Genomic DNA, 24,170 nt, shown 5'->3' on the forward strand with positions numbered 1-24,170 from the left:
AAAGAAAGGAGATTATTTATGAATTTCGAAATCATCAAAAAAATATCAGTATGTGAATTTTCAACATCCTCTGCCAATCAGTCTTACCTAGTGCATTATAAAAATAGGTTCTTTGAAGTAAGCCGGGTGATGGCTTTGCTGATTGAAGTTATAAAAAGAAGCAATACACAAGAAGAAGCTGTACACTCATTTATTCAATCAACTGATGGGAAATATACAGAAAAGTCTGTTATAGAAATAATAAATAAGTTTATAAATAAGCTGGAAGGGACGCCAAGTAACAAAAAAACTTTTTTGCTCAATAAAGAATTAATCCCATCACATGTCATAAGCAAATGCACACCATTTTTCAGTGTCTTATTTGAAAAGAAGATTATGGTTTCCGTTTTATGTATTTTATTGGGAATGGAAGGTTATTTTATGGCTACTTCTTTATCAGTTTTAAATATGCCTGCCATCGACCTGTACACAATATGCGGATTATTCTTGTTTTTCATTCTGTCTTCTTTATTCCATGAATTAGGACACGCCTCTGCCTGCCAATTTTACAACATACAACATGGTGGAATCGGCTTTGGATTATATTTGAATTTTCCGGTCTTTTATACAGATGTTTCCAATACGTGGACTCTATCCCGCCCCAAAAGATGTATCATAAATGTTGCAGGAGTTTACTTTCAGATACTACTACTTATACCATTGTTGACAATCTATTTCTACACGCAAAACAACATTCTAAAATATATCATTATCATGACAAATATTAATTTCATAATCACACTTAACCCATTCTTCAAGTTTGATGGTTACTGGTTGATGACAGACTTGCTAGGAGTTGCCAACTTGCGAAAAAAGTGCGGAGAATATATCATTTATTTATTGAAAAAACTGAAAAGAAAAGATACCAATCCAAAGCCTTACCTTTTCTCTCTTAGAAAACGGGAAAAAACGGTGATGATCATCTATACCTGTCTGGTTAATCTCTTTTTCGGCTACTACTTCTTATACGTGTTACCGACCTTTCTTATCAAATTTTGCAAGTCATTTCCCGAAGCATTCGGAAGTTTTATCACAGAGTTGGCAAATCATCAGGTTCCGGACTTTTATAACTTGCAAAAGATGGCAACTCAAATCTTCTTTCTTATGTTGACTATCTATCTGCTATATCGTTCGTTTTCACCATTGTTCAGAAAGAGAAGAAAATGAGTACCTCTTTAAAATTATTTGATTGGCTGGAAGTTATTGTATTGACTTTTTTGTTTTTACTCCAATTCTTTTATGCAGGTGATACCTATTTTATCTGCGGACTTGTCATGGCTATCATTTTAAGTCTAAAACTAAAGAAAGAATATATTACTCTCACTCCTATAGATTATTGTATCCTGCTGATAGGGCTGTATGATTTGTATTCCATTTTTACCTCCGTCAATCCTTTAAAGAGTTTCTCTTATTTAAAAACATCCTTGTATTGTATTTGTTACTACTGGATACTCCGTTTCTCGCTTACAGATGATTCGAAAACCAAAGTTCTGCTCTCTTCTTATTGTTGGATGTTCGGACTTCTCTCTATACTTGCAGTTACTTACTTCAGATTATTCACCCAATCAATACACTCGATAGGATTCTCCGACTTATATCCTTTCAGGCATTTCTACCAACCTTTAGGCATTAGTAGCAATGAATGGGCGAATCTTCAAATCCTGGCAGGAGGAATAGTCATATTATGTATACACTATTACCGAAAATCACACAAAAAGCTTTTTATTATAAGTGCCATCAGCCTATTGATTCTCTTCCAAATGGTAATTTCTTTTTCCAGAGGAATATATCTGGCTTTACTCCCATACCTGTTTTGTCTCATCTTTGTCGCTTGGAAGTCAATGGGTAAACGCTATTTCTTTTTCCTGTTATCCGGCATTTTTGTCATATTACTTTCACTCTTCATCACCTACCATCAGGAGATAATTACCACGCTACGGATGAATCACACTGTTTCTCAACAAAGAAGCTTATACAGCAGGGTCAATGAATTGGATGCGACCAAACAATTTGTCAAGGATCATCCTTGGGGTAGTGGAAACGGCAACTACACTCTATCAATGGATAGTTACCTATACGAAAATGATGAAGCAGGAATTACTTCGTATGCTTCCAACCTAATCATCCAGATTTTAGTAGAAAAAGGTTGGACCGGCTTCCTGCTCTATTCACTATTATTTATAGTAATATTAATAACAATCTGTAGAAGAAAAGATATTACAACGTGGGGAATTGGGCTTATATTGCTAACATACCTTTTTAAAGAACAAACATTCTCTGTTTTTTTCATGTCTGTACCTGCGTGCTTATTCGTATACACATTATTAGCAATATTATTGTCCCCAAAGATCATCAAAGAAAAGCATGCCTCACCCAGAAACCGTTATACATATTGGCTGCCAGTAGGAATCTGGCTACTCTTATTTATAGGCATACAATGGGATGTACGAAATAAAAGGCATAATTCTTCATTTCTCACTGCCGTAGAAAATGGCAACACACAGCAAGCTATTCAGGAAATAGAACAAACAGAAAGAATTCCTGCATATTTGCTTAACCGTTCATTATTCTACCTGAACAGTTTTGAAAAAACAAAAGATAGTATCCTTTTGGTGAGAGCGGAGAACGCAATCAGAAGTTCCATTTCTCAAAATCCATCCGATATTCATTTGACTTACTTCCTTTCAATTATTTTAGAAAAACGGCAAAACGAAAAAGAATCTATTGCGATAAAGAAAGATTTGGCTAAACGTTACCCAGAAAACACTTTATTCCAATGGGGTATGTTCAAGCAAACATATCGAACCGGGAATAAAACAACTGCATGTAATCATCTGGTAAAAGCAATCATATTATCGCCTGCGATACTGGATTCTGAATTCTGGATAAAATTCAAAGAGAACGATTCTCTCTTTTGCAAAGAGATAGCAACACACTTATATAACCACATAGCAAGTTATCAGGAAGAAAATCCTATTAGATTAGCTAAATCAGGAAAAATAGCATTAAGCCTAAATAATATTCCACTGGCCAAGAAGAAGCTCGAAAAGGCTTTAGCACAATTACCCAATCTATCAATGGCATGGTACAATTTAAGTAAAGCGGAATTAAGTTTGGGAAATAAGGGAAAAGCCTGTATTTATGAAAAACGGGCTTGCGTATTAAGCATGGGAGTATTATCCACAGAGAGCATGCATAAAAAATTCACTGATATACAATCGAAACCTCGTCTTATCAATAAAATATTACTAGGAAATTATAACATTAAATTCACCCAATGGTATTCCGACAAATTATATCCATTCCAAATAGAATAAAAAAAGAAAAAAGTTACTCGTTCAATAGTTTATTAACAAGTCAGTCTGCTGCCTACAAGACCTTAATAACCATAAAACAACACAATTATGAAAATCCGGATGCAAACGAAAAAGTTCCGAATGAATATGGGAAACATTGCTTTCGGAAATAGACAAATTAACACATGGATTTATCAAGCGATTGACAGAAAAGCACGGACGGGTATTGAAAGAAGATATATATATTTTTTCTGATTAAAATTAGCATCAAATGTGCAGATATTGCGAATGCATTCGGCTGCACTTCCAATGCCACATATAAAAGAAGAGATGCTATCATGAAGAGGATGAATGTAGAGACACCTATAAAATTTGAGATTCTAATTGAGGGAACCTAGTTTTAATATATTGATTGTCAGAATGAATCAATTTGTTAATTAAGATTTAACAAAGCGCTACACAAACTAAATCAATAATAAGTTCTATGTTTACAACACCAATAATAAAGCCAAATTTAAATTTAGAACACATGAAAATGGTATTCTCTATTTTAACAATTAATCTGATTCCCTATAATACAACAGACCGAGATTTATGAAATACACTTTTATTTTTTTTGTTTGCTTTTTAATAGAATTTTTATTTCCACGAATTTTGTGTGCTCAATGCAGTGTCACTGGCAAGGTAACTGACTTGGAAGGTCGTTCATTATCATATATTTCCGTACAATTACTCCGCACCGATTCAAGCTTTGTGACTGGTACGACCACTGACACATTGGGTTGTTATCAATTTACAAAGATCTCACCCGCCCCCTATTTGATTGTTTTCACTTCAATGGGATATAAAAAGAAAATCATGAATGTCACCGCATCAAATGAAAAAAAAGAACTTCCACCAATAGTTATGGAAACAGATATCATTGAGCTGAATGAATTGGTGGTAAAAGGGGCATCTGTTATTCGTCAAAAGGATAGATTGCTCATTATGCCTGACAAACAACAGGTAAAACAAGCAGGAACCGGCTATGATTTACTGTATAACTTGATGATTCCCGGAATGGAAGTCGACAGAATTAAAGGAAAAATAAAAACATTTGGTGGAGAAGCCACTTTATATATTGACGGAAGGAAAGCAGATTATCGGGAAGTGCAGGGTTTGAGGCCAAAAGATATCGAAAAAATAGAGTATTTCGATACACCGACAGGCAAGTATTCCGGTGATGTGGCTTCGATTAACTATGTGACCCGCCAATATAAATCGGGGGGCTATGTGGCAATAGACGGGCGACAAGCGATTGGATACTTCAATGGAGACTATAATATCGTGGGTAAACTGTCGCAAGGTAATATGAATTATACGCTTTTTGCAGGATATAATATGAATAGGTATAACGGTGACCTCAATGAGAATCATGAATATTTTGTCTTTCCGGAATATAATATAGATAGAAAAACAAAAACGTTAAGCAATAAAGTAAAAAACAGCAATCAATACGTACAGCTAAACATAGCAAATCAAAACAAAAAACGTAATTTATCAGCAAAAATATCATTTGTACGCAATGATGCACCAAACAACTTTAGTCGGGAATTACTTGAGTATAATAGGAGTGGGCATGCAATGAAGCAGGTATCAAACCGGACAACCGAACAATCCGGGAATAAGCCCGCAATAGAACTATATGGCTATTTCAATTTGAAAAACAATCAATTTATCGAGGTTTCATTGAGCGGAAACTATGCTGACAACTCTTATTCATACCATTATCAAGAGGATAAATACGCTACTCTCACTCACACAAAAGAAGCTCTCTATGGATTTTTTGCAAACATTAAATATGGAATACGGTGGAAAGAGCGCAATAGTTTATCTTTTCAGGTCACACACTACCATAGCATCAGTTCTTCTATATATGATAATGAAGATAACCCACTGTGGCAACATTTATGGACAGGAGAAACACCGTTTTATATGGAATACCATCGTGAAATCGGAAAGAATATAACATTCAATGTAGCTCCCGGATTTTCATCGCTACAATACCGATTGCATGGAGAAAAGCTCATCAATCAATTTAAACCGCGCCTAAGCACAAACTTTACTTATCGCATATCCGGTCAGCATCAACTTGTTCTTAATGCAGAGTTAGGTGGTTCAACTCCTGTAATTGCCGCATTCAACAATGTGGAGCAAAAAGTGGATGCGTTAATCGTTAAAAAAGGGAACTCTCAATTGGATAATAATATTTTTGGAGCAATATTGTCCTAAATAAATTTTGAGCATGAGCTAACTGACTATACTGTTAAGTATAGCCTCGAGAGTTCAAAATCAATCCCCCCTAATCGTTTTCGATGGTTTCGGGAGGTGGTGTAAATGGTTGATCAAGCCATTTTTGGAGGTCGATTTTGGTAAATGTGTTCAGCCGGAGCGTGACCACAAGGTTAGCCAATGCCCATTTGTATCTTGCGATGTGCTTTAGCCATGTCAGAATCAGCATTGTAGTCATAGCAGTCCATATTTGGGTCTCTACGGCATTGCGGGATGTGCCGATAAAGCTCTTGATGCGTAGCAGTTGCTTGAGGTTGCGAAAGAAGATTTCTATGTTCCACCGAGCCTTGTACAGAGCCGCTATGCTTGATGCTGCCAATGTGAAGTTGTTTGTGAGTAACTCAATTTCAAAACCGTGTTCATCGTTCCATACTGCGATGCGACGTAAACGTTTGGGATATTTGGATTTGGCCGCCGAGAGTTCGAACTCGATTATTTCGTCAATAAGTACATTCTGAGCGTGTTTTTCAGGCAAAGGCAACTCCTCTATGGCTTTGTACCGGATATTGTCTTTATGACGCACTACAAAGAACACGTTGCTGCTGTCCCAATTATTCAGCAATGAGTAGTCACAGTAGCCTCGGTCGGCTACTACAATACTATACGGATGTAACTCAATATCAAAAGCAGCTTTGTTGTCGGTGGTTTTGCCATCGGTGATATTCACGAACTCCGGCAAAAGACTGTCATAGTCCAATAGCGTGTGCATCTTGACCGCCCCCTTGGTGGTAGTGTAATGTGCCCAGTCATATATTGACAGAGTCAATGACACCAATGTGGAGTCGAGCAGTTTTATCGGCATCTTGAAACGGAACTTTCTTCGTTGCCATAGGGCTTGCTGTCCGAAATACTGAAACAACGAGTAGAATATGCCGCGAAAAACCGAACTGTCTCGGTTGGCGTTCTGATATGCTACCGTTGACTTGGATGGTGCACGGTTGATTCCCAAATGATTGAGGTTGCCGGTGGCTGATTTCAGCCCGTTTGAGATATCTCTGACTGAATCACATCCTGAGAATTGGCTGAAAATCATGCTAACAAACTGACTCCATGTATTGTAGCCCTTACAATGCTTGTCTGACCCCGAAGATTTTATGATTTTCCTGATATTTTCTTTCGGGAGATGTGATATTACCTGTGCGAAAAGTGTTATATTTGCCATAGGAAGTAGATGAGTTGGTAGCTTGCTACTAAGGTAGTCATTTTACCTTAGTTCTACTTCCTTTTTATTTGTTCCCCCAATTTATTTAGGACAATATTGTTTTTGGAGTGATCGACTTCAGCTATAGCGGACAATTTAAAGATTTCAGTCTATACGCAAGATTTAATTATGTAAAAGTTGGACATGTTATCGCAACTGACTATTATACCAAACATGACAAACTGATAAAAACCTTTCGCAGTGATGTAAGTGCAAATGACCATCAAGGCATGCTTTCCGCCACATGGAAAATATCGAAACATTTTCGTCTAAAAATGGATGGATATTGGTCTGTTACTTCCACCTTAAAAGGTATTTCAGACAAATCAAGCAGCCTTTCCGGATTGATGCAAATGGATTATTATTTAAATAATTTCTCATGTAGCCTTTATGGAAAAACAAGTTCTAAAAGTTTTAGTGATGACATGATACATAGGTATGAACCGGCTAAGTACGGATTAACGGCACATTGGAGCTACAGCAACTGGTTAGTGGAAGTGGGAGCAGAAAGTCCTTTTACCAAACACCGCCGATGGAAACAATCATTGGCACAAGATGCTTACGGCTACACAAATACCATGACAGGACGCATCTATCAGCAAACTGGTTTTATAAAAGTTATTTACACACATGATTTTGGAAAGAAAACTTCACGAGACAACAATAATGTGAACAGAAGTATTAACAGTGGAATACTAAAAGCCTATTAAAAGATGAACAAATATAACGACATTAACATTTATCCTTTCTCTTCTTCCACAGAAAAGGAACATTATTTACTTTCCTGCAAGGGGAGATATTTTGAAGCTAACCAGCCTTTAGTGGAATTATTAACCGACCTGCAGCAAAATGATAACCAAGAAAATGCCATACAAACCTATGTTAATAAAAAAAAGGGAAAAAGACACATTTGCAGCCGATACCCCTAAAGAGCCGGAAATGACAGACCGATTATTGCTATATATAGCTTACCTGACAAAATTTCAGGAATGGTACGGAGCAGAATTCAGACACTAAAAATAATATAATCAGAGCAAATATGAATAAAATTGTTACTCTATTACTTGTTATTTTTGCTATTACAGGATGCACCAGCGATAAAATGAATAAACTGGAAGAAGCTTTGGAAAAAGCAAAAAATAACCGTTCTGAGCTTCTCAAAGTTCTTGAACATTACAAAAATGACTCCTTAAAACTAAAAGCTGCGATATTTCTGATTGAAAATATGCCCGGTTACACAGCTTATCATTATAAATATATAGACAGTATCCAAGCATTAAAAAAAGAATGGATAATCAATGGATTCGTCAAAGATGAGGATCTAAAAAAAATGGAACGGGAATGGCTGAAGCCGGAAATACGAAGAGACATTGAATGTATCACCGCCGACTTCCTGATAAACAATATTGATGATGCTTTTCAGGCATGGCGTGAACGTCCGTGGGGGAAATATATACCTTTCGATGTTTTCTGTGAATATATTCTACCTTACAAAGCAAATAATGAACCTTTGGAAGAATGGAGGAAGATGTATAAACAACGATATTCCTTTTTATTGGATTCAATATACACGGGAACGGACGTGATAGAAGCAACAAAAACAATATGCGAATATCTCAAAAAAGAGGATTTTCACCATACACACATATTTAATACCACAAGTGCCGGTCCCGGATTTGCGTTAAATTACCGGATAGGGAAATGTATAGATGAACTTGAACTCACGATGTATGTAATGAGAGCTTTAGGAATACCGGTCAATATCGACTACTACCCTTTTTCTCCCGAATCACTCAATAATCACGCATGGTGTGTGGTGCGAGATACTACCCAAGAGAACGCTTCATTCTACTATTCAGAATATTCTCCCAGACGTGGAATCAGAGAAGGGGAATTTCGTAAAATGTGCAAAATATTTAGAAGAACTTATGCTAAACAACCGGACGGCAGGTTTCAGAAAGATGTAAGTAATGAATATTTCAAAGACACTTTAACAATACATGTTTCTGACACTGGAACGAAATCGAATTTATATCTAGGAGTATTCAATCGAGATACATTTTACCCGTTAGCCAAGTCTATCGTTAAGGGAAATAATGTGTCGTTTGGATACGTCGAAGCCAATTGTATCTATATTATTTTATCAAAGGAAGGAAAAGAGTTCATTCCTTTCACCAACCCATTTATCTTTGATGGGAAACAGATCAACTATTTTCCAACAGATAATAAGAATAACCAATTAGAAAATAGTAAAGTTTATCGCAAATTCCCATTTTTCGCGTGGAATAAAGACAGGATGTACAGAATCATAAATTCGAAATTTGAAGGAAGCAATACGATAGATTTCAGTCATCCATACATGCTATACCATATATGTGATACACCCAAAGTCTGCTATAACGAATTCATTTTACCCAATAAGCAAAAGTTCCGCTATGTTCGATACAAAGTCAGAGAGAATGCTTTTCTCGAATTGGCGGAACTGCACTTCTATCACGACGAACAAGAAATGAAACCTGCAAATATTATAGCATGCGAACCCTATTACGCTAATGCCGATGAGTTCAAACTAGCGAATTGCTTCGATTATGACCCGCTCACCTATTTTCTGTCTAAGGAAGAAGGACAGGAACTTATTTTTGACTTTGGTTCAGAAGTCTTGATTAATAAAATTTTATGTATTCCACGTAACGACGACAATTTTATCCGCCCGGGAGATACCTATGAACTCTTTTATTGGGGAGAAGATAAAAAGTGGAGTTCGTTAGGCAAACAGAAAGCAAAAGGTGTTTATTTAGAATATAAAAAGATTCCCCGAAATGCACTGCTTTTCCTTCATGATGAAACGCGGGGAAAAGAGGAGGAAGTATTTTTCATAAAGAATGGAAAACAATTTTTTGTTGATAGTTTGCCTATAGACTAACTCCAACATCACATAAATCAGTATCTATCTTACTTATACTGTGTCTGTTTTATGGGAGAATAAGTTATATTTGACAGTTTAATAAGCTATTTGGAACGGCATTTTTTATAGTGCACACGTGTGCGCTATAAACGAGTCTTCGTGATTTCCAATAAAGCAATGTTCTGATGACCGTTCACAGGAAAGCGAAAGAGCTTTTTATGTTTTCCTTATCTTCCGCCAACAAGAAATCACGCAATGAAATCTGTTTGATTCCCCGGTAATTACCTCCGCTTTGTATCTCGTCCATAGTAACCACATATTTAGGATAGTTGTCGGGGATTTCCAACAGATTACCGAATTCCCGCTGAATAGTTGTATCATCGGAAAGCATATATGTTACTTGAATATAAATCCGATGATCGCTTTTTGAAGCAATAAAATCTATTTCTTTATTTCCGTACTTTCCGACATATACCTCATAACCGAATCTTAGCAAATCAATGCAGACTACATTCTCCATCAATTTATTGATATCTTTTCGAAAATCAAAACGACGTATGGCATTGTGCAATCCCAAATCTTCAAAATAGTACTTCTCGCCAATCTCAAATATTTTCATCCCTTGAATTTCCGCCCGCTGTATTTTATAGATAAAAAAGCTGTTGCACAATGCTCTCAGATAGTTCAATATAGTTTGTGTAGGCATGTTTACCTGTTGTGATTTCAAGTACTTGCTGATATTCTGGGCTGAGAAAAGAGAACCGGTATTATCTATCAAATAAGCTACCAGATTCTCCAGAAAAGATACATTCCGAATAGCTTCCCTTGCAACTACATCTTTCAACAAGATCGTGGAGTAGACATTTCTCAGGTACTCGAATATTACATTTATTTCCATTGCCAGATTATAGATATAAGGCATTCCACCAAAGGTGAGGTAAAGTTTCAAACTTTCTGAAGAGTCTTGTCTCCGATTGAATGTTAGGAACTCTTCATAACTGAGCGAGTGAACTGGAAACTCTATATATCTCCCCGCCAAATGAGTAGCCAGTTCACCGGAAAGCATCTTTGCATTGCTTCCCGTACAATAGATGTCACATCTATTTTCATTCAGTAAACTGCGTAGGCATAATTGGAAATCTTCTATCTCCTGTATCTCATCTACAAAAAGATAGTTACAACTATGCCCTTCCGTCATTTTCAGCACATACTGATAGAGTTCCATGTAGTTCTTTATATCCACAAAAGCAAGTTGTTCCTTATCCACAAAAATTATATTAGCTTCCGGTTTTTCTTTTTTTATCATATCTGATATTTGCAAAAGAATGTAGCTTTTACCTATTCTACGTTGCCCGGTTATCACCTTTATCAGTTCTTTATCAATAAAAGGTTCTATTCTCTTGGTATATAAAGGACGAGGGATATAAGTTTTCATATTCAATTATGTTTTAATCCAGCTACAAATATAGCAAAAGATTCAATCATAATTGAATCTTTTGCTATATTTGTTATAAAGGTCAAGTATATCTTAAGCATTTCTATTCTAACTTTCATAACATCTCAGCGGAAAAACATCCTGTTTGTCGTATTGGTTACTTTCAGTTTGTCGATACATTACCTCAATCCATAAAAAAGACAAAAATGCAGGACATTATTTTTCGGAGTTTGTCTATAGCACGAGAATAGAGAGTCTCTATTGCAGACATATTTCCAGACAATGCCAAATTGCTTAACTCAACATCGGAGAGTTCATTTAAGTTGTGTTCGGTCATACCTGAAAAAATATAAAACTACGGATTATTATAAAGGTAATCTGAAGAAAACATGAAAGCACCTGCTGTCCATCCCATGAACGGCGGCATTTCTGTACATACAGGATGTAGTGCAAACAAGTGTTCACCATATTGGAACAAAGTGTTCACCATATTGGAACAAAGTGTTCACCGTATTGAAACAGAGTGTTACACCGTATTGAAACAGAGTGTTCACCTAAGCAAAACAAAGTGTTCCACCATATTGAAACAAATTGTTGTCTGACTCTCTAAGCTAAAACAGATGTGTTGCAGATACTTGACCTGCAACCTATCTGCAACAGGTATCTGCAACGCTATAAACCATTATATCCCAATTAGATACAACGAAATTGTTGCAGATGGCAGATAATTACCATAAATATATTCCTGTTGTTCAGGCGACAGATCTCTCTTTTTACGATAAACAGAACCTCAACGCCATGCAAGGGATCGTTCACGCTCTGTTCGCTATCTGGAAAGGATGCCGAAAAAGAGGTCTGACAAAAGAAAAAAGAATTTCGATAGAAAGATAATTGAATGACAGACAAACATCAACCAATTACTCTGCTTGCATTGGACCGGGTAAGGGACAGTATGGCTATATTTTTATCTTAAATGAAGAGCCGTGATGCCTATAAAATTATTACAATGTAAATTCAATACAATATAAGTAATGGAATGAGCAGGAGACTTGAGTAACTCAAGTACATGATTCGGTCTGCTTCAGTACCAAGTCGAACAAATTCATAAGACAACTATGGGCTTCAGAAGTTATATGCATCAGAGTTTTCCCACTTTTATGCAAAAAAAATTGGATTTATGCATCTTTTCTCCAAAATAATGCATACTTTTGCAGCAACATTAGAATAATTATGCAATGAAGAAGAAAGCAAATCGGTTAGACGCTATCAAAATAATTATCTCAAGCAAGGAGATCGGATCGCAAGAAGAACTGTTGCAAGAGCTGAACCGCGAAGGCTTCGAACTGACGCAGGCCACCCTCTCCCGCGATTTGAAACAATTGAAAGTAGCCAAGGCTGCCAGTATGAACGGAAAGTACGTATATGTACTGCCGAATAACATTATGTATAAACGTTCTACCGACCAAAGTGCCGGTGAAATGTTACGCAACAACGGATTTATCTCTTTGCAGTTTTCCGGTAACATCGCTGTTATCCGCACCCGCCCCGGTTATGCCAGTAGCATGGCGTATGACATCGACAACAATGAATTCAGTGAAATTCTGGGAACCATTGCCGGTGATGATACCATCATGTTGGTGTTGCGTGAAGGAGTTGCCATCAGTCAAATACGTCAACTGTTGTCACTCATCATTCCCAATATTGAATAATTATACCTATTATTATATCATAAAGAAATGGACACTCAACAAATAGATGTTATGGTAGCCGACGCCTCACATGAGGTTTACGTTGACACTATTTTGGAAACTATCAGAAATGCTGCCGCCGTACGAGGAACAGGAATTGCGGAACGCACACACGAATACGTAGCGACAAAGATGAAAGAAGGTAAAGCAATCATTGCTCTTTGTGGCAACACTTTTGCCGGATTTACCTATATCGAATCATGGGGAAACAAGCAATATGTAGCTACTTCCGGTCTGATCGTTCATCCCGATTTCCGTGGATTAGGGCTGGCAAAACGTATCAAACAAGCATCTTTCCAACTGGCACGTCTCCGATGGCCGAAAGCAAAACTATTCAGTCTGACCTCCGGAGCAGCTGTCATGAAAATGAACACCGAACTGGGCTACGTACCTGTCACCTTCAATGAACTGACAGACGACGAAGCTTTCTGGAAAGGATGCGAAGGATGCACCAACCATGATATTCTGGTAGCGAAGAACCGTAAGTTCTGTATCTGTACAGCCATGCTGTACGATCCGACAGAACCGCGAAACATAAAAAAAGAACAAGAAAGAAATAACATTTAAAAACTATACAGCACTATGGAAGAAAAGAAGAAAAAAGTAGTGGTGGCATTCAGCGGCGGACTGGACACATCGTTCACCGTCATGTACCTCGCCAAAGAAAAAGGTTACGAAGTATATGCAGCTTGTGCCAATACAGGCGGTTTCAGTGAAGAACAACTGAAAACAAATGAAGAAAACGCCTACAAACTGGGAGCAGTGAAATACGTAACACTCGACGTTACCCGGGAATACTACGAAAAAAGTCTGAAATACATGGTTTTCGGAAATGTGCTGCGCAACGGTACTTATCCTATTTCAGTCAGTTCCGAACGTATCTTCCAGGCATTGGCTATCGCACGCTATGCCAACGAGATTGGTGCAGATGCCATCGCACACGGTTCTACCGGAGCCGGTAACGACCAGATCCGTTTCGATATGACTTTCCTCGTACTGGCTCCCAATGTGGAAATCATCACATTGACCCGCGACATGGCATTGAGCCGCCAGGAAGAAATCGATTATCTGAACAAGCATGGTTTCAGTGCGGACTTCGCTAAACTGAAATATTCTTATAATGTAGGTTTGTGGGGTACCTCTATCTGTGGTGGCGAAATCCTCGACTCCGCACAAGGACTCCCGGAAACAGCCTATCTCAAACACGTTGAAAAAGAAGGTAGCGAGCAGCTCCGCCTGACTTTCGAAAAAGGGGAACTGAAAGCTGTCAACGACGAGAAGTTTGACGACCCGATCAAAGCTATCCAGAAAGTGGAAGAGATTGGTGCAGCATACGGTATTGGTCGCGATATGCACGTGGGTGATACAATTATCGGCATCAAAGGTCGTGTTGGTTTCGAAGCCGCCGCCCCGATGCTGATTATCGGTGCCCATCGCTTCCTTGAGAAATATACATTGAGCAAATGGCAACAATACTGGAAAGACCAGGTAGCCAACTGGTACGGTATGTTCCTCCACGAAAGTCAATACCTGGAACCGGTCATGCGTGACATCGAAGCCATGTTGCAGGAAAGCCAGCGTAACGTAAACGGCACGGCTATCCTCGAACTTCGTCCGCTTTCTTTCTCTACCGTAGGCGTGGAATCGAAAGACGACCTCGTGAAAACCAAATTCGGAGAATACGGTGAAATGCAGAAAGGCTGGACAGCCGAAGATGCAAAAGGCTTTATCAAAGTAACTTCTACTCCGCTACGTGTTTACTATAATAACCACAAAGACGAAAAGATATGATTAAAGCAGGTATCATTGGTGGCGCAGGATATACGGCAGGCGAATTAATCCGCCTACTACTCAATCATCCGGAAGCTGAAATCGTATTTATCAACAGCAGCAGTAATGCCGGAAACAAAATTACCGATGTACACGAAGGCTTGTATGGGGAAACAGACTTGAGATTCACCGACCAGTTACCTCTGGACGAAATCGACGTTCTCTTCTTCTGCACTGCCCACGGCGATACAAAGAAATTCATGGAAAGCCATAACATACCGGAAGACCTGAAGATTATCGATCTCTCCATGGACTACCGCATCAAGAGTGACGACCATGACTTCATCTACGGGCTGCCGGAACTGAATCGCCGTGCTACTTGTACGGCCAAACATGTAGCCAACCCCGGTTGTTTTGCAACCTGTATCCAACTGGGTCTGCTACCGTTGGCCAAAAACCTGATGTTGACAGATGACATTTCTGTAAATGCCATTACAGGAAGTACGGGAGCTGGAGTAAAACCGAGTGCAACCGGTCATTTCAGTTGGAGAAACAACAATATAAGTGTATACAAAGCATTCGAACACCAGCACGTTCCGGAAATCAAGCAATCGCTGAAACAGCTGCAAAACAGCTTCAATGCGGATATCGACTTTATTCCGTACCGTGGAGATTTCCCTCGCGGCATCTTTGCAACACTGGTAGTCAAGACCAAAGTAGCACTGGACGAAATCATCCGTATGTATGAGGAATATTATGCAAAAGACTCCTTCGTACACATTGTAGACAAGAATATTGACTTGAAACAAGTCGTTAATACCAATAAATGTCTGATACATCTGGAAAAACATGGTGATAAGCTATTGATTATCTCTTGTATCGACAATTTGCTGAAAGGTGCCAGCGGACAAGCTGTTCATAACATGAACTTAATGTTCAATCTGGAAGAAACCGTAGGACTACGTTTGAAGCCTTCAGCATTTTAAAGACAAAGAATCATGAAATTATTCGACGTATATCCTTTATATAACATCAACATTATCAAGGGAAAAGGCTGCAAAGTCTGGGACGAGAACGGGACTGAATACTTAGACCTTTACGGGGGGCATGCCGTTATCTCCATCGGACACGCACACCCTCACTATGTAGAGATGATCAGAAATCAGGTAGCCAATCTTGGTTTTTACTCAAACTCGGTAATCAACAAGCTGCAACAACAGGTAGCCGAACGGTTGGGAAAGATTTCCGGCTATGACGATTACAGCCTGTTTCTGATTAACAGCGGTGCCGAAGCGAACGAGAATGCGCTGAAACTGGCTTCTTTCTACAACGGACGTACCAAAGTGGTTTCTTTCACCAAAGCTTTCCACGGACGTACTTCACTGGCAGTGGAAGCAACCGACAACCCGTCCATCATCGCTCCTATCAATAACAACGGGCACGTTGTCTATCTTCCTTTGAATGACACCGAAGCGATGAAACAGGAATTGTCTAAAGGAGATACATGCGCTGTTATCATTGAAGGAATACAAGGTGTAGGTGGTATCAAGATACCGACCACCGAATTTATGCAGGAACTCCGCAAAGCTTGCAGCGAAAAAGGAACGATCCTGATTCTCGATGAAATTCAGAGCGGATACGGACGTAGCGGTAAATTCTTCGCCCATCAATATAATGACATCAAGCCGGATATCATCACGGTAGCCAAAGGTATCGGTAACGGTTTCCCGATGGCAGGTGTCCTAACCAGCCCGATGTTTAAACCGGTATATGGCCAATTGGGAACTACCTTCGGTGGAAACCATTTGGCATGCTCGGCAGCTCTTGCTGTGATGGACGTCATTGAGCAAGAAAATCTGATAGAAAATGCGAAAGTGGTAGGCAATTATTTACAGGAAGAACTGAAGAGATTCCCGCAAATCAAAGAGGTGCGCGGACGCGGACTGATGATCGGACTCGAGTTTGAAGAACCGATCAAAGAGCTGCGTCGCCGTCTTATCTACGATGAGCACGTATTCACCGGAGCAAGTGGTACGAATGTACTTCGCCTGTTACCTCCTCTCTGTCTTACGATGGAAGAAGCAGAAGAGTTCCTTGCCCGGTTTAAGAAAGTACTCTAACCGTTCATTTGATTAATAAACAGCCAACGATAAAAGCAGCCATTATTAGAAATTTATTTCTTATTCCGGCTGCTTTTTGTTTTTTCGTAATTAACAGTTATCTTTGCCTTTAACGACTCATTAAAAACAAGCGTATATGAAAATAGCCATTATCGGTGCAGGAAACATGGGCGGTTCAATAGCCCGTGGCCTGGCAAAAGGAAGTCTGATAGACGATTCGGACCTCATAGTATCCAATCCGAGTACCGGAAAACTAGAGAAACTAAAAAATGAATTTCCGGATATCTCTATCACCAACAGCAATGTGGAAGCTGCCACAGGAGCAGATATTGTCATCCTTGCCGTCAAACCGTGGTTGATGGAACCGGTAATGTGCGAATTGAAACTGAAAAGCAAACAGATACTCATCTCCGTAGCTGCCGGCATCAGTTTTGAAGAACTGGCTCATTATGTCGTAGCACCGGAAATGGCCATGTTCCGCCTAATTCCTAACACCGCTATCAGCGAACAGGAAAGCATGACGCTTGTTGCTGCCCGCAATACGAACGATGAACAAGACAAATTCATCCTACGGTTGTTCAGCGAAATGGGAACAGTGATGCTGATTCCCGAAGACAAAATAGCAGCAGCCACCGCATTGGCATCCTGCGGCATCGCCTATGTATTGAAATATGTTCAGGCAGCCATGCAAGCAGGCATCGAAATGGGACTCCACCCCAAAGATGCCATGCAAATGATAGCACAATCTTTAAAAGGAGCAGCCGCACTGATTCAGAACAATGACACCCATCCCGGCATAGAAATCGATAAGGTGACCACTCCGGGCGGAATCACTGTCAAAGGAATCAATGAATTGGAACACAATGGCTTCACTTCCGCTATCATCAAAGCCATGAAAGCCTCCCGATAACACCATAGAATTATTAATCAAAAAATACGAACCACTTATATGAATGAACAGATTAAACAGATCGCAGAACGCCTCCGCGGATTACGTGATGTACTGGAGCTGACCGCAGAGGATATCGCCCGCGACAGCGACATCTCTGCTGAAGAATACCGACTTGCAGAAACCGGAGATTACGACATCTCTGTCAGCATGTTACAGAAAATAGCCCGTACATATAATATAGCTCTCGACACTCTGATGTTTGGCGAAGAACCCAAAATGAACAGCTATTTCGTGACTCGTGCAGGCAAAGGAGTCAGCATCGAACGTACCAAAGCTTATAAATACCAATCACTAGCTTCAGGATTCATGAACCGTACTGCTGACCCGTTCATCGTCACTGTTGAACCCAAAACAAACGACGAACCGATCCACTACAACAAACATAACGGACAGGAATTCAATCTGGTAATTGAGGGTCGTATGCTTATCAACATCGAAGGCAAAGAAATCATCCTCAACCAAGGCGACAGTATCTATTTTAACTCTAAACTTCCACATGGCATGAAAGCGCTCGATGGCAAAACGGTACGTTTTCTGGCAGTAATTATGTAATAACATCATGGTAGAAAGATTTTTATCACAGACCTCTTTCTGTTCACAAGAGGATTTTATCAAAAACTTGAAAATAAACGTCCCGAAGAACTTCAATTTCGGTTACGACGTAGTAGATGCTTGGGCTGCCGAGCAGCCCGACAAGAACGCTTTGCTTTGGACAAATGATAAAGGCGAAAGTCGCCAGTTCTCATTCGCTGACATGAAGCGTTATACGGACATGACCGCTTCTTACTTTCAGAGCCTGGGTATCGGTCGCGGTGACATGGTGATGCTGATTCTGAAACGCCGTTATGAGTTCTGGTATAGTATCATCGCTCTCCACAAACTGGGAGCAACCGTCATTCCGGCTACCCACTTGCTGACTAAAAAAGATATTATCTATCGCTGCAACGCCGCCGATATCAAGATGATCATAGCAGCCGGAGAGGAAATCATCCTGCAACATATCAAAGATGCTCTCCCCGAGTGTCCGACTGTAGAAAAGTTAATCAGTGTCGGACCGGAAATTTCGGAAGGCTTCGAAGACTTCCATCGGGGCATCGAGCATGCTGCTCCATTCGTACGCCCGCGCCATGCGAACACGAATGATGACATTTCTCTCATGTATTTTACCTCCGGTACTACCGGTGAACCTAAGATGGTGGCGCATGACTTTACCTATCCGTTGGGTCATATCGTTACCGGTAGTTTCTGGCACAATCTGAACGAGAACAGTCTGCACCTCACCATTGCCGATACCGGTTGGGGTAAAGCGGTATGGGGGAAACTTTACGGACAATGGATTGCCGGCGCAAACATCTTCGTTTACGACCATGAGAAATTTACACCGAGAGACATTCTGGAAAAGATACAGAACTATCATGTCACTTCCCTTTGTGCGCCTCCTACCATCTTCCGTTTCCTGATTCACGAAGACCTGACAAAATTCGACCTGTCTTCACTCAAATACTGTACCATCGCCGGAGAGGCATTGAACCCTGCCGTATTTGATACTTTCAAAAAGCTGACGGGTATCAAACTGATGGAAGGTTTCGGACAAACGGAAACAACCCTTACCGTTGCCACTATGCCCTGGATGGAACCGAAACCGGGAAGCATGGGACTTCCGAATCCTCAATATGAGGTAGATTTGATTGATCATGAAGGTCGTTCCGTCGAAGCGGGTGAACAAGGGCAAATCGTAATCCGCACCAATAAAGGAAAACCTATCGGACTTTTCAAAGAATACTACAGGGATGCGGAACGCACTCACGAAGCTTGGCACGATGGCATTTACTATACCGGCGATGTTGCCTGGAAAGACGAGGACGGCTATCTCTGGTTCGTAGGTCGTGCAGACGACGTAATCAAGAGTTCCGGCTACCGCATCGGCCCGTTCGAAGTAGAAAGTGCCTTGATGACACATCCCGCAGTGGTAGAATGCGCCATCACCGGAGTACCCGACGAGATTCGCGGTCAGGTAGTAAAAGCTACAATAGTCTTGTCTAAGGACTATAAAGCACGTGCCGGAGAAGAACTGATTAAGGAATTGCAGAACCATGTGAAGAAAGTGACTGCTCCTTATAAATACCCCCGCGTAATCGAGTTCGTGGAAGAACTTCCGAAGACCATCAGTGGCAAGATACGCCGGGTGGAAATTCGTGAGAACGATGAAAAGTAAATCTTTTACTTATCGACCATATTAAACGGAGGTACCTCCTTATTTTATAATGTGTCCTGATAGATGGCCAACACAGAGGATTGAGAAAACCCGTCTTCCTCCCCAGCGTCTTAAAGCGCTGGGCGGAAAGATGGAAAAAAACAAAAGAACAATAGTATGTAACGGATATTATTTCGTATCATTTTATATCGTAGTTTTTTTAAGGTTATAAAGAGAAATTAGATTCATCCGGAATACAAAGACAATACAAGAAATAATAAAAGAAGGGATGTTTTTGTCCGATTATAGGGATAAAATAATGTATTGGACAAAATATGCAGTTAAATCCCTAAAGAAAAGACAATAGTGACATAACCAACTATGGCAATTCCATACCTTTGCACTCATTGGACACATAACTTTAATATTGCCGACATGAAACTTATTTATCGTACCATTATGCTTTTCTTGTTGATGCAAGTATTTGTACTTTACACAGCAAATGCAGACCAAAGCAAGATCGGTAGGACCACTCCCGAAAATGATGAGTTTGAAACTTTAATGGAGAAAATCAGGGCAGACTTCGCCCGGAATCCGGATATAGCAAAGTACCTTAATAAATATGACGCAGCTACCGGTTACTTTACCGACATCGATTACAGTCGTCGCGACCGCACCAACTGGGAGCCTCTCATCCACATCGAAAGACTGTACGACTTTGCTTTCGCCTACACGAACCCCCAAAACGCTTATTATCAGAATAAGGATCTTTACCAGAAGATAGTGAAAGGTCTTGAATACTGGTACGAACGCAATCCGAATTGCAACAATTGGTGGTACAACCAAATTGCCGAACCGCAAAAACTAAGTATATTGCTCATACAGATGCGCATCGGCAAACAGCAGATACCAACCTCACTGGAGACTAAAACCTTGCAACGCATACGTAAAGAAGGAGGGCACCCCGCCAAATGGACCGGTGCCAACCGCACCGATATCGCCCTGCACTGGATTTATCGGGCATGTCTGGAGAAGAACGAAGCCGACCTGAAAACAGCTCTCGAAAATGCCTATAGCCCGATAGAATACACTGTCAGAGAAGGTTTCCAGCATGACAACAGTTACTTCCAGCACGGCGTGCAACTTTATATCGGCGGATATGGAGATGAAATTCTGAAAGGGACTACACAGGTGGCTATGTACACTCAAGGTACAAAATATGCTTTGAGCACTGAAAAGATAGGGATATTGAGCAAATTCATGCGCTACACTTACTATCAGACCATACGCAGCCGGCACATGCTTTTCGATGTGCTCGGCAGGGGAATAAGCCGAAAGAACATTACTGACAAAAGCGCCACTGCCCTCTTTGCCCGCCGAATGGCTATCCTCGACCCCGAACATGCCGATGCATACAACGCCATTATCGCACGGCTGGAAGGCAAACAATCTGCCTGCTACAAGTTGCAACCGCTTCACACTCATTATTTCCGTGCAGACTATACCTTGCACGTACGTCCTGCCTATACTTTTGATGTGCGCACGGTATCCACCCGCACCATGCGGTGCGAATACGGCAATGGGGAAAACCTGAAAACTTATTTCATGTCGGACGGATGTACCAATATATCTGTACAAGGCAATGAGTATATCAATATCTTCCCCGTCTGGAACTGGTGCAGGATTCCCGGAACCACTGCCCCGCAACTGGATACGATACCCATGGCAGCAAGTGATTGGCAGACCCGAGGAACTTCCACTTTTGCCGGAGGCGTATCGGACAGTATCTATGGAGTATCCACATATGCCTACATGGATCACTATGCCGGAATAAACACCGGAGCCAAGAAAGCATGGTTCTTCTTCGACGATGAAGTGGTATGTTTAGGAGCAGGAATCAATTCTGCCTCTCATGCTCCTGTCTTTACGACGATCAATCAATGTCTGCTTAATGATAAGGATATATTGGTAGCACAGAAGAAGAGACCAATATCCGTAGAGAAAGGAGAATTTTTCTACGACTCTCTCGCTTGGGCGCTGCACAATGGCATCGGATATATTTTTCCACAAGGCGGTCGTGTGTTTCTCAGCAATCAGCAACAGTCCGGCTCATGGTATGACATCAATCAGACGGAATCCAAAGAGATGCAACATCGGGAAGTTTTCACGATTGGGTTCGATCATGGGATTACACCCGGCAATGCTACTTATGCATACATCATTGCACCGGGCATAACTTCTGCACGGCAACTGAACACATATCAGAAAAAGAATCCGATTGAAATCTTAGTCAACACGGACTCGATGCAGATTGTCAGAAACAAAAAACTGAATATCTGGCAAATGGTATTTTATCGCAAAGGGACCTTTCGCCATAAAGAGATCACGGTGAAAGTGGATAAGGCATGCGCATTAATGCTCAAAGACATCTGTCGGGACAATGCGGAATTGTACATTGCAGACCCCTCACAAAGTCAGTCACGCATCAAAGTAGAGGTCTGTATCCCCCAAGTCTCCAAAGACATCCGGAATATCGCATGTGATTTTGAAAATACAGGTATCTATGCCGGTACATCGAAGAAATATCTCCTTTATGATAATCGGTAGAATCACGTTTAGAGGCTGAACTTTCTTTTCATAGGAAGCAAACTTCTTTTTAATTAATCTTAATCTACAAACACAAGTTCCGTTTTTGTAATCAGTCAAACATAACTTTAGTTGCAACCTAAAAGAAGTTTGTATCTAATGAATAGCAACTTTACTACCAATAGCCCGGAGAGAAGATACCATATAATATAGGATGAACACTGTACCAACGGCACGGCAGATTTGCCCAATAGCATGCGTTAGGGGTTTAAAAAAGGGTGTATCAAAATTCTCTTTCTGAGGAAATTACCCCTGCTATAGCTATCTGTGGCAGAGGTAAATCTTTATATTTAGGCATTATGACACACCCTCTCCTTCTCTCTCTTCTCTAAAAAACTAATCCTAGTTTATTCCAGTTCAACTGTTACTTCACAAAGTGATATCAGCTGTTAATTGATGGTTATCGGAGTACTCAATGTTTCAATCATTATACCATTAGTTGTACCGCTTAGACGACCGGTAGCATCTTTAATGACTCCACTTTCTTGAATTTCCGATCCATCCAGTTTATAATAGAGTGCCAGCCCTTCCGATGCCGGATCAACGCCCATCATATTCTGCTTAAGCTGATTTTCAGTACGGGCGACACTCCAAACACGAACTTCACTCATCTTACCGTTCAACGGACGTTCTCCCCATGGAAAACGCGGAATCTTACCGATATTGAAACCGACATCCGAATTTGGGTCAAAACCGGGAAGCCCCCAATCCGATCCTGCCCATTTCGATCCATTGACATAAATACCGGTTTTTCCCGAAGGCTGATCGTAAGTCAAAGCGACATGATACCAGCGACCCGGCTTCAACGCTTCCGTAGTATGATAGTTCTGTGTTCCTGCAGCTTCCAGAACATCTCTAGGAACACCGGGAGCATCACCAATACGGAAAATCATCACACCTTCAGTTCCCATAATCGTATTGTTACTAGCAAAGTTATTGACATAAATCAGCGCTTCGTAAGTGAACGATGAGAAGTAAGTACCGACCGGGTATTTGATTGAAATGTACGTATTACTGAATTTTCCAACCTTGGTTATTTTTATTGGTTTAAAGAGAAAGAAATACGCAATACTTGTCCCGGAAAGCGTCGGAACAGAAGCCGACTGCACCCGAACCGGCAAAACATACGATTTTCCCTTTTTCAATGTCTTCAGGCCGGATAGTTCCATTGTTACGTTATCCGCATACAACTTTCCACTTGGGATTGTTGAAGTAATACTACTCATTTTTACGTTTGATGCATCAAACATCTCGTAAGCAGTTCCATACTTCGCATTGTATTCGTCCACTACGCTTGGATCAGCTATGGTATACGATACATCAACCTGTGAAGAGGTCATGGTAGAAAGTCTCGAGGTCAAGTCAAAAGTCTGCACATCGTCATCCTCCACAGAGAGATTATATTCCTTATTTTCGAAATAAACCTTAGGTTCCAGCAGCTTACTCTCACTATCGTTACAAGCACAGAGCAACAGTGCTATACCTCCTACTATCAAATAATTGAATATATGTCTATTCATATTCTTTTTGTTT

18 protein-coding genes are annotated in these 24,170 nt (G+C 40.3%); 15 read left to right on the forward strand and 3 right to left on the reverse strand.

Annotated features, from left to right (window positions below; genetic code table 11):
- Positions 1-18: 18 nt before the first annotated feature.
- The 3 genes from AB9N12_RS04520 (at position 19) to AB9N12_RS04530 (ending at position 5,606) form a co-directional block, all read left to right on the forward strand.
- Positions 19-1,206 carry a hypothetical protein gene (locus AB9N12_RS04520; RefSeq protein WP_369890059.1) on the forward strand — a complete coding sequence of 396 codons (1,188 nt, stop codon included), beginning with the start codon at positions 19-21 and terminating at the stop codon, positions 1,204-1,206.
- Positions 1,203-3,356 (forward strand): O-antigen ligase family protein, encoded by a 2,154-nt coding sequence (locus AB9N12_RS04525; protein ID WP_369890060.1) that lies wholly within the window; start codon positions 1,203-1,205, stop codon positions 3,354-3,356. Before AB9N12_RS04520 ends, AB9N12_RS04525 begins: the two co-directional genes overlap by 4 nt.
- Positions 3,357-3,929: 573 nt before the next feature.
- Positions 3,930-5,606, forward strand: a complete 1,677-nt coding sequence (locus tag AB9N12_RS04530; RefSeq protein ID WP_369890062.1) for a carboxypeptidase-like regulatory domain-containing protein — start codon at positions 3,930-3,932, stop codon at positions 5,604-5,606.
- Positions 5,607-5,676: 70 nt separating this feature from the next.
- Here the strand turns inward: AB9N12_RS04530 and AB9N12_RS04535 are convergent, their stop codons facing one another.
- Positions 5,677-6,828 (reverse strand): IS4 family transposase, encoded by a 1,152-nt coding sequence (locus AB9N12_RS04535; RefSeq protein ID WP_369888970.1) that lies wholly within the window; start codon positions 6,826-6,828, stop codon positions 5,677-5,679.
- Between the two features lie 107 nt (positions 6,829-6,935).
- Here AB9N12_RS04535 and AB9N12_RS04540 point away from each other — a divergent pair, with 107 nt between their 5' ends.
- Positions 6,936-7,577, forward strand: a complete 642-nt coding sequence (locus AB9N12_RS04540; RefSeq protein ID WP_369890063.1) for a hypothetical protein — start codon at positions 6,936-6,938, stop codon at positions 7,575-7,577.
- A gap of 329 nt (positions 7,578-7,906) precedes the next feature.
- Positions 7,907-9,790 carry a hypothetical protein gene (locus AB9N12_RS04545; RefSeq protein ID WP_369890066.1) on the forward strand — a complete coding sequence of 628 codons (1,884 nt, stop codon included), beginning with the start codon at positions 7,907-7,909 and terminating at the stop codon, positions 9,788-9,790.
- A gap of 175 nt (positions 9,791-9,965) precedes the next feature.
- On the opposite strand, the gene AB9N12_RS04550 is transcribed toward AB9N12_RS04545, so the two are convergent.
- Entirely contained in the window at positions 9,966-11,207 is a 1,242-nt protein-coding gene (locus AB9N12_RS04550) for an ATP-binding protein (RefSeq protein ID WP_369890068.1), read from the reverse strand.
- Positions 11,208-11,924: 717 nt separating this feature from the next.
- On the opposite strand from AB9N12_RS04550, the gene AB9N12_RS04555 reads away from it, so the two are divergent.
- The 10 genes from AB9N12_RS04555 to AB9N12_RS04600 all read left to right on the forward strand — a co-directional run bounded on the left by AB9N12_RS04555 (position 11,925) and on the right by AB9N12_RS04600 (position 22,598).
- Entirely contained in the window at positions 11,925-12,098 is a 174-nt protein-coding gene (locus AB9N12_RS04555) for a hypothetical protein (protein ID WP_369890070.1), read from the forward strand.
- A gap of 344 nt (positions 12,099-12,442) precedes the next feature.
- On the forward strand, positions 12,443-12,916 hold the full coding sequence (locus AB9N12_RS04560) for an arginine repressor (RefSeq protein ID WP_369890072.1): 474 nt from the start codon (positions 12,443-12,445) through the stop codon (positions 12,914-12,916).
- Between the two features lie 27 nt (positions 12,917-12,943).
- The gene (locus tag AB9N12_RS04565) at positions 12,944-13,522 is read left to right on the forward strand and encodes a GNAT family N-acetyltransferase (protein WP_369890075.1); all 579 of its coding nucleotides are present in this window, start codon (positions 12,944-12,946) and stop codon (positions 13,520-13,522) included.
- 15 nt (positions 13,523-13,537) lie between these two features.
- Positions 13,538-14,746, forward strand: a complete 1,209-nt coding sequence (locus AB9N12_RS04570; RefSeq protein WP_369890077.1) for an argininosuccinate synthase — start codon at positions 13,538-13,540, stop codon at positions 14,744-14,746.
- On the forward strand, positions 14,743-15,711 hold the full coding sequence (gene argC / locus AB9N12_RS04575) for an N-acetyl-gamma-glutamyl-phosphate reductase (protein ID WP_369890079.1): 969 nt from the start codon (positions 14,743-14,745) through the stop codon (positions 15,709-15,711). Before AB9N12_RS04570 ends, argC begins: the two co-directional genes overlap by 4 nt.
- 12 nt (positions 15,712-15,723) lie before the next feature.
- Positions 15,724-16,845, forward strand: a complete 1,122-nt coding sequence (locus AB9N12_RS04580) for an aspartate aminotransferase family protein (RefSeq protein WP_369890081.1) — start codon at positions 15,724-15,726, stop codon at positions 16,843-16,845.
- Between the two features lie 136 nt (positions 16,846-16,981).
- On the forward strand, positions 16,982-17,755 hold the full coding sequence (gene proC / locus AB9N12_RS04585) for a pyrroline-5-carboxylate reductase (RefSeq protein ID WP_369890083.1): 774 nt from the start codon (positions 16,982-16,984) through the stop codon (positions 17,753-17,755).
- Positions 17,756-17,794: 39 nt separating this feature from the next.
- Positions 17,795-18,349: a helix-turn-helix domain-containing protein gene (locus AB9N12_RS04590; protein ID WP_369890085.1), complete on the forward strand. Its 555-nt coding sequence runs from the start codon at positions 17,795-17,797 to the stop codon at positions 18,347-18,349.
- Positions 18,350-18,356: 7 nt separating this feature from the next.
- Complete coding sequence (locus AB9N12_RS04595; RefSeq protein ID WP_369890087.1) at positions 18,357-20,012, forward strand: AMP-binding protein; 1,656 nt, start codon at positions 18,357-18,359, stop codon at positions 20,010-20,012.
- Between the two features lie 414 nt (positions 20,013-20,426).
- Positions 20,427-22,598 (forward strand): polysaccharide lyase 8 family protein, encoded by a 2,172-nt coding sequence (locus AB9N12_RS04600; protein ID WP_369892804.1) that lies wholly within the window; start codon positions 20,427-20,429, stop codon positions 22,596-22,598.
- 428 nt (positions 22,599-23,026) lie between these two features.
- On the opposite strand, the gene AB9N12_RS04605 is transcribed toward AB9N12_RS04600, so the two are convergent.
- A complete protein-coding gene (locus AB9N12_RS04605) occupies positions 23,027-24,157 on the reverse strand; it encodes a DUF1735 and LamG domain-containing protein (protein WP_369890089.1) in 1,131 nt (376 codons plus the stop codon).
- Positions 24,158-24,170 lie beyond the last annotated feature (13 nt).

The sequence above is a fragment of the Bacteroides sp. AN502(2024) genome, assembly GCF_041227145.1.
Taxonomy (GTDB): Bacteria; Bacteroidota; Bacteroidia; order Bacteroidales; family Bacteroidaceae; genus Bacteroides.

What these genes read in the sequence shown, in the direction of transcription:
- AB9N12_RS04545 (WP_369890066.1), top strand. Translation starts at nt 7,907, where the DNA reads ATGAATAAAATTGTTACTCTATTACTTGTTATTTTTGCTATTACAGGA.
- AB9N12_RS04555 (WP_369890070.1), top strand. Translation starts at nt 11,925, where the DNA reads ATGGCAGATAATTACCATAAATATATTCCTGTTGTTCAGGCGACAGAT.
- AB9N12_RS04595 (WP_369890087.1), top strand. Translation starts at nt 18,357, where the DNA reads ATGGTAGAAAGATTTTTATCACAGACCTCTTTCTGTTCACAAGAGGAT.
- AB9N12_RS04550 (WP_369890068.1), bottom strand. Translation starts at nt 11,207, where the DNA reads ATGAAAACTTATATCCCTCGTCCTTTATATACCAAGAGAATAGAACCT.
- AB9N12_RS04535 (WP_369888970.1), bottom strand. Translation starts at nt 6,828, where the DNA reads ATGGCAAATATAACACTTTTCGCACAGGTAATATCACATCTCCCGAAA.
- AB9N12_RS04580 (WP_369890081.1), top strand. Translation starts at nt 15,724, where the DNA reads ATGAAATTATTCGACGTATATCCTTTATATAACATCAACATTATCAAG.
- proC (WP_369890083.1), top strand. Translation starts at nt 16,982, where the DNA reads ATGAAAATAGCCATTATCGGTGCAGGAAACATGGGCGGTTCAATAGCC.
- AB9N12_RS04560 (WP_369890072.1), top strand. Translation starts at nt 12,443, where the DNA reads ATGAAGAAGAAAGCAAATCGGTTAGACGCTATCAAAATAATTATCTCA.
- AB9N12_RS04565 (WP_369890075.1), top strand. Translation starts at nt 12,944, where the DNA reads ATGGACACTCAACAAATAGATGTTATGGTAGCCGACGCCTCACATGAG.
- AB9N12_RS04530 (WP_369890062.1), top strand. Translation starts at nt 3,930, where the DNA reads ATGAAATACACTTTTATTTTTTTTGTTTGCTTTTTAATAGAATTTTTA.
- AB9N12_RS04570 (WP_369890077.1), top strand. Translation starts at nt 13,538, where the DNA reads ATGGAAGAAAAGAAGAAAAAAGTAGTGGTGGCATTCAGCGGCGGACTG.
- AB9N12_RS04605 (WP_369890089.1), bottom strand. Translation starts at nt 24,157, where the DNA reads ATGAATAGACATATATTCAATTATTTGATAGTAGGAGGTATAGCACTG.
- AB9N12_RS04600 (WP_369892804.1), top strand. Translation starts at nt 20,427, where the DNA reads ATGAAACTTATTTATCGTACCATTATGCTTTTCTTGTTGATGCAAGTA.
- argC (WP_369890079.1), top strand. Translation starts at nt 14,743, where the DNA reads ATGATTAAAGCAGGTATCATTGGTGGCGCAGGATATACGGCAGGCGAA.
- AB9N12_RS04520 (WP_369890059.1), top strand. Translation starts at nt 19, where the DNA reads ATGAATTTCGAAATCATCAAAAAAATATCAGTATGTGAATTTTCAACA.
- AB9N12_RS04590 (WP_369890085.1), top strand. Translation starts at nt 17,795, where the DNA reads ATGAATGAACAGATTAAACAGATCGCAGAACGCCTCCGCGGATTACGT.
- AB9N12_RS04525 (WP_369890060.1), top strand. Translation starts at nt 1,203, where the DNA reads ATGAGTACCTCTTTAAAATTATTTGATTGGCTGGAAGTTATTGTATTG.